This window comes from Persicitalea sp., from assembly GCF_041751555.1.
Taxonomy (GTDB): domain Bacteria; phylum Bacteroidota; class Bacteroidia; order Cytophagales; family Spirosomataceae; genus Persicitalea.
Map to the genome: position 1 here is coordinate 1 of NZ_JBGSXF010000012.1, position 4,979 is coordinate 4,979.

Here is a 4,979-nt window from a genome sequence, read left to right on the forward strand (position 1 = left end):
CCCCCACGGCAATGGCGGCCCTGGCGATGGTGGCAATGAGCTTCGGTTTGCCGCCCGTCACGCCGCTGCCTTGGTTGGGTTGTTGCAAAGAATGTGTACAGTCCATGACTACGGGAACGCCGAACGACTGCATCTCGGGCAAGTTGCGGAAGTCCACCACCAAATCGCCGTAGCCGAAAGAATTACCCCGGTCGGTCAGAATAACCTGGGCGTCGGGATTCGTTTCTTGGATTTTCTCCACAGCAAACTTCATCGAGTTGCCTGACAGGAACTGGCCTTTTTTGACGTTCACGACTTTCCCGGTCTGGGCGGCGGCTAACAGCAACTCGGTTTGGCGGCAGAGAAAGGCCGGGATTTGCAACACATCCACATATTCGGCTGCCATCGCCGCTTCGCCCGACTCGTGGATGTCCGTCACGGTCGGGACGCCGAAAGTTTGGCCTACCTCCTGCAAAATGCGCAAAGCTTTCTCGTCGCCAATCCCCGTGAAAGAGTCCAGTTTGGTACGGTTGGCCTTTCGGTAGGAGCCTTTGAATATATAAGGAATGCGCAGGCGGTCGGTGAGTTTGGCGATGTGTTCGCCGATGCGCAGAGCCATGTCACGACCTTCGATGGCGCAAGGGCCAGCCATCAGAAAAAAGTGATTGGCATCAGTATTTTTGAGTTTGGGAATAGTGAGCATAGGCGTAAAAGGCAGTTTTTCAATATTTCCCAAAGGTACATTTCTCCGCTTCGTTCTCCATCCAAACAGCCTATTCGAGGAATAAAGATTGTGCAAACCCCTGATTTACTGCCTGCTTTTCTGTTTTTTAGACAGATGAACGTCGGAAAGCTGGATAAACTATTGTTTGAAAAGTGGTGCGAAATATCTTTCTTTGTGGCGTTTTTAACCAAAAAGCGTTAACAAAATGTCAGAAATCGCAGAAAAAGTTAAGCAGATTATCGTCGAAAAACTCGGCGTAGAGGAGTCAGAGGTTACGACCGAAGCCAGCTTCACCAACGACTTGGGAGCCGACTCTCTCGATACCGTCGAATTGATCATGGAATTTGAGAAGGAATTCAACATCTCTATTCCCGACGATCAGGCTGAAAACATCGGCACGGTGGGTCAGGCAGTTACCTACCTCGAAGAAAACGCGAAGTAGTATTAGAGATATTTACTACCCGTACCCTCTTCATTTTTAATCTGTTTTATGAGCTTTAAGCGAGTTGTAGTTACTGGTTTGGGCGCCTTGACGCCGTTGGGGAACGATGCACCCACCTTTTGGAAAAATCTGGTGGCGGGAGTTAGCGGTGCTGCGCCCATCACGAGGTTCGACGCCGAGAGGTTCCGCACCAAGTTCGCCTGCGAAATCAAGGGACTCGACATGAACGACTATATTCCGCGCCAGGAAGCTCGTAAAATGGACCCTTTCACCCAATATGCGGTCATTGCGGCCGATGAGGCAGTAAAAGACGCTGGCTTTGCTCCCGACCAACTGGATCTTGACAAAGCCGGCGTTATCTGGGGTTCCGGCGTGGGCGGCCTGAAAACTTTCGAGGACGAGGTGATCAACTTCTCCGAAGGCGGCCGCAATCCCCGATTCAATCCCTTTTTTATCCCCAAAATGATCGCCGACAGCGCCTCGGGCGTTCTGTCCATCCGCTACGGCTACCGGGGACCCAACTTTATTACGGTTTCGGCCTGCGCTTCGTCCACCAACGCGATGATCGATGCCTTCTACTACATCCGCCTCGGCGTGATGAAGGTGTGCATCAGCGGCGGTTCCGAATCGGCCATCATTAGCTCAGGCGTCGGCGGCTTCAACGCCCTGAAAGCCCTCTCCGAACGCAACGACTCGCCCGAAACTGCCTCCCGTCCTTACGACAAGGACCGCGATGGCTTCGTGCTGGGCGAGGGTGGCGCGGCCCTGATTCTGGAAGAATACGAACACGCCAAGGCGCGCGGGGCAAAAATCTACGCCGAAATCATCGGCGCGGGCATGTCGTCCGACGCCTACCACATCACGGCCCCGCATCCCGACGGCATCGGCGCTTATCAAGTGATGAAAAATGCCGTGGAAGACGCGGGCATCCGGCCCGACGATGTCGACTACATCAATACCCACGGCACCTCCACGCCGCTGGGCGATCCGCAGGAAATCAAGGCCATCGAGCGCTACTTCGGCGACCATGCCTACGCGATGAACATCAGCTCTACCAAATCTATGACTGGTCATTTATTGGGAGGAGCCGGGGCTATTGAGGCGGTGGCCTGCATCATGGCCATCCGCGACGGCATCGTCCCGCCGACCATCAACCACTTCACCGACGATCCCGAGATCGACCCGCGGCTGAACCTGACCTTCAACAAGGCGCAGAAACGCAAAGTGGACGTTGCCCTGAGTAACACCTTTGGCTTCGGCGGCCATAATGCGTCGGTCATTTTCAAGAAATTCGAAGAGTAATCACGCCCAACTTTACCGACTTTGAGGAAGCGAATACTTTTACCCATTTTGTCGCTTTTCAAGCCGGGAATTAGTGAGGTCGAGAAGAATTTCAGGCTTTCCATCGAGCATATTCTAGGTGAAAGGCCGTCCAATCTGAGCGTCTATCAGTTGGCATTTCGGCATACGTCCGCCTCCCGGCCCACCGCTATTCAGGGTTTTCGTGAATCGAACGAGCGGCTGGAATACCTCGGCGATGCCGTACTGGGTATGATCGTAGCCGAGTTCCTCTTCACCAAGTACCCCTACAAAGACGAAGGTTTCCTGACCGAAATCCGCTCCCGGATAGTCAACCGCGAATCCCTGGGTCAAATCTCCCGCAAGCTGGGCCTGGATGCTCTCATCGAGTACGACGGCGGACGGCGGGGCCGCTCTTCGCGCTCTTCCATGTTCGGCGATGCCCTTGAAGCCTTCATCGGGGCGATTTATCTCGACAAAGGCTTCCGCTTCACGCGTAAGTTCGTCATTAAAAAATTGCTGACGCACTACGACCTCGAAGACATCATCGAGAACAAAACCAACTTCAAGAGCCTCATCATCGAGTGGGCGCAGCGCGAGAACAAGGAACTGCGCTTCGAGGTACTGTCCGAAAACGGCGACCGCCACCACCGCGAATTCATCTCCCAGCTTTTTGTCGATGACGAACCTTTTACCGTCGGCAATTGCTTTACCAAGAAGAAGGCCGAGCAGTCGGCTTCGGAGAAGGCTTGTGGGGAGTTGGCGTTGCGGTAGAGGGGGTTGCCCCAACACGGTATGCTTACCTCACCACACTACCCGGCTGAATTCTGAATATCAGGTTGAGACCCACAATCTGGACCTTGACTTCGTGGCATTGTCCCTGGGCGTAAGTGTAGCGCGTCTTTTTGCCGTCGGGCATCACCACGTCGTAGGCTCCGGCAGTCGCTTGCTGCACCGCACACATTTCCCCATAGCGATCGGAGTAAATATGCTTCAGATTCAAGGGCTCGCGGTAGTAGAGGCTGGTCACGGTGTGGTTGATGGGATGGGCTGTTAGGGTGGTTTGCCGAGCGGCAGCCTTTCCCTCGACGAAGGTGACCCGGTAGCGGTCGGATGTCTGGACGGTATTCGTTTTTTCTTTGAGCTTTCCGTTCACTTCCTGGCTCGACATGGAAGCTTTCAGCACCCCATTTTCAAACCGATTTTCACTCACATACACTACATCGTAGAGAAAAGTGTTGATGACAGCCTTCACCCGCAAATGATCGCCGCCGTCGCCCGAACGGGAAGGCGCAACCGTCAGTTCACCCACGGAGCGCCCGGCGAGCAGAATGTCGTAAACGATGGCCTGGCCCGCAACGGGTGGTTGGAGGAGTACCAACCCAAGCGCCAATGTTGGAATTAGTTCTTTCAAGGATATAGTTAGGTTGGTGTCGCTGTTCCATGGGTAAGCCCTTTCGCAAAATGCGCCAATCTGCTGTAAAATAGGGGTTTCTCCCTTCTTCCCGATTTGCAAGTTGAGATTAAAGGCAATTCGGTTAAAAACTGGCAACTATCCACACGAGGCTGTCGCAGCTATTAGTGCCGTTACCAACAAAGAGCCAAAAATTCCTATTAAACTTCGTCCCTGACCCAGGGGCAACTTTTTGGGTTCAGGGTAGCTCGCATATTTGCCAGCCATTAGTTTTTTTCGAACTACAAATCCAATAATCCCGCCTACAATGCCAAATATGAAGAGAGTGGCCGTTAAGGGGCCTGGATCAAAACCCAAGTTGCCTTTCCACCCTGCTATAAATACTATGGGTGCCAATGGTGACGAAATCGCTGCAAGCGTCAAAACTGGATTTACGTGGCCGATCCGTGTTGGAAGAGAATCCTCCGTGTAGTAGGCTACCGGGGCGATAGAATTGGTAGCCGTATAAAAATAAGCGTCAGAATTATTTGATACCGCAACCGCAAAATACAAGAAGATCAGAGTGACATTTTTTTTCATGAGGATTCATGTTAGTGGTGACTAATTCTTTAATTCCCGGCTACGCCTTGGACAAGACCTAACTCATTGCTGATTAGTTATTAATCGACTCAAAGGTTGCAGTTGAAAAAGTGATTGCCTAACCGCTAGATAAAATTCCCCGCTTGTTTTTAGGGTTCCGAATATTGACCCCAAAAGGTACTTTAGACACCGTCAAAATTCGTATAACTCAGAGGGAAAGTGATGCACGCACGCGGCCAATGCTGACCTCACGTAAACTGCGCGATGCCTGTGGATACGATAAAAACTGGCAGTAACGGGCACAAAACATTCATCAATAACCCATCAGAAGTATTAGCAGTGTTGATAATACTAACAAAAAGCCAAGAATCCCTATTGCACTTCGTCCCTTACCCAATGGAAGCTTTCTGGGTTCGGGGTAGTTGGCATATTTGCCAGTCAGGAGTTTTTTTCGAACGAAACCTCCAATAACTCCACCTATAAAACCAAGTATTAAAAGACTGCCTGTGAGTATTACGCCGAAGTAGTAATCAAAAAAAAAA

The 4,979-nt window shown here is 51.8% G+C and carries 7 protein-coding genes; 3 read left to right on the plus strand and 4 right to left on the minus strand.

The window, feature by feature from the left end; all coding sequences use genetic code 11:
• The coding region (kdsA, locus tag ACEW8P_RS00430) for a 3-deoxy-8-phosphooctulonate synthase (RefSeq protein ID WP_373511140.1) at positions 1-682 on the minus strand (682 nt) is incomplete at its 3' end.
• A gap of 226 nt (positions 683-908) precedes the next feature.
• Between kdsA and ACEW8P_RS00435 the strand changes: the two genes are divergently transcribed.
• Genes ACEW8P_RS00435 through rnc form a run of 3 tightly spaced genes read left to right on the plus strand, consistent with a single transcriptional unit; the run spans position 909 to position 3,218 of the window.
• Entirely contained in the window at positions 909-1,145 is a 237-nt protein-coding gene (locus ACEW8P_RS00435; RefSeq protein ID WP_373511141.1) for an acyl carrier protein, read from the plus strand.
• A gap of 48 nt (positions 1,146-1,193) precedes the next feature.
• On the plus strand, positions 1,194-2,447 hold the full coding sequence (gene fabF / locus ACEW8P_RS00440) for a beta-ketoacyl-ACP synthase II (RefSeq protein ID WP_373511142.1): 1,254 nt from the start codon (positions 1,194-1,196) through the stop codon (positions 2,445-2,447).
• Between the two features lie 21 nt (positions 2,448-2,468).
• Positions 2,469-3,218, plus strand: coding sequence for a ribonuclease III (gene rnc, locus ACEW8P_RS00445; RefSeq protein WP_373511143.1), 750 nt, complete (start codon positions 2,469-2,471; stop codon positions 3,216-3,218).
• A 25-nt stretch (positions 3,219-3,243) separates the two neighbouring features.
• On the opposite strand, the gene ACEW8P_RS00450 is transcribed toward rnc, so the two are convergent.
• The 3 genes from ACEW8P_RS00450 to ACEW8P_RS00460 form a co-directional block, all read right to left on the minus strand.
• Positions 3,244-3,858: a DUF6134 family protein gene (locus tag ACEW8P_RS00450; protein ID WP_373511144.1), complete on the minus strand. Its 615-nt coding sequence runs from the start codon at positions 3,856-3,858 to the stop codon at positions 3,244-3,246.
• A 138-nt stretch (positions 3,859-3,996) separates the two neighbouring features.
• Complete coding sequence (locus tag ACEW8P_RS00455) at positions 3,997-4,437, minus strand: hypothetical protein (RefSeq protein ID WP_373511145.1); 441 nt, start codon at positions 4,435-4,437, stop codon at positions 3,997-3,999.
• A 313-nt stretch (positions 4,438-4,750) separates the two neighbouring features.
• The coding region (locus tag ACEW8P_RS00460) for a hypothetical protein (protein WP_373511146.1) at positions 4,751-4,979 on the minus strand (229 nt) is incomplete at its 5' end.

Coding starts and splice junctions, on each gene's coding strand:
- ACEW8P_RS00455 (WP_373511145.1), bottom strand. CDS start 4,437: ATGAAAAAAAATGTCACTCTGATCTTCTTGTATTTTGCGGTTGCGGTA.
- ACEW8P_RS00435 (WP_373511141.1), top strand. CDS start 909: ATGTCAGAAATCGCAGAAAAAGTTAAGCAGATTATCGTCGAAAAACTC.
- fabF (WP_373511142.1), top strand. CDS start 1,194: ATGAGCTTTAAGCGAGTTGTAGTTACTGGTTTGGGCGCCTTGACGCCG.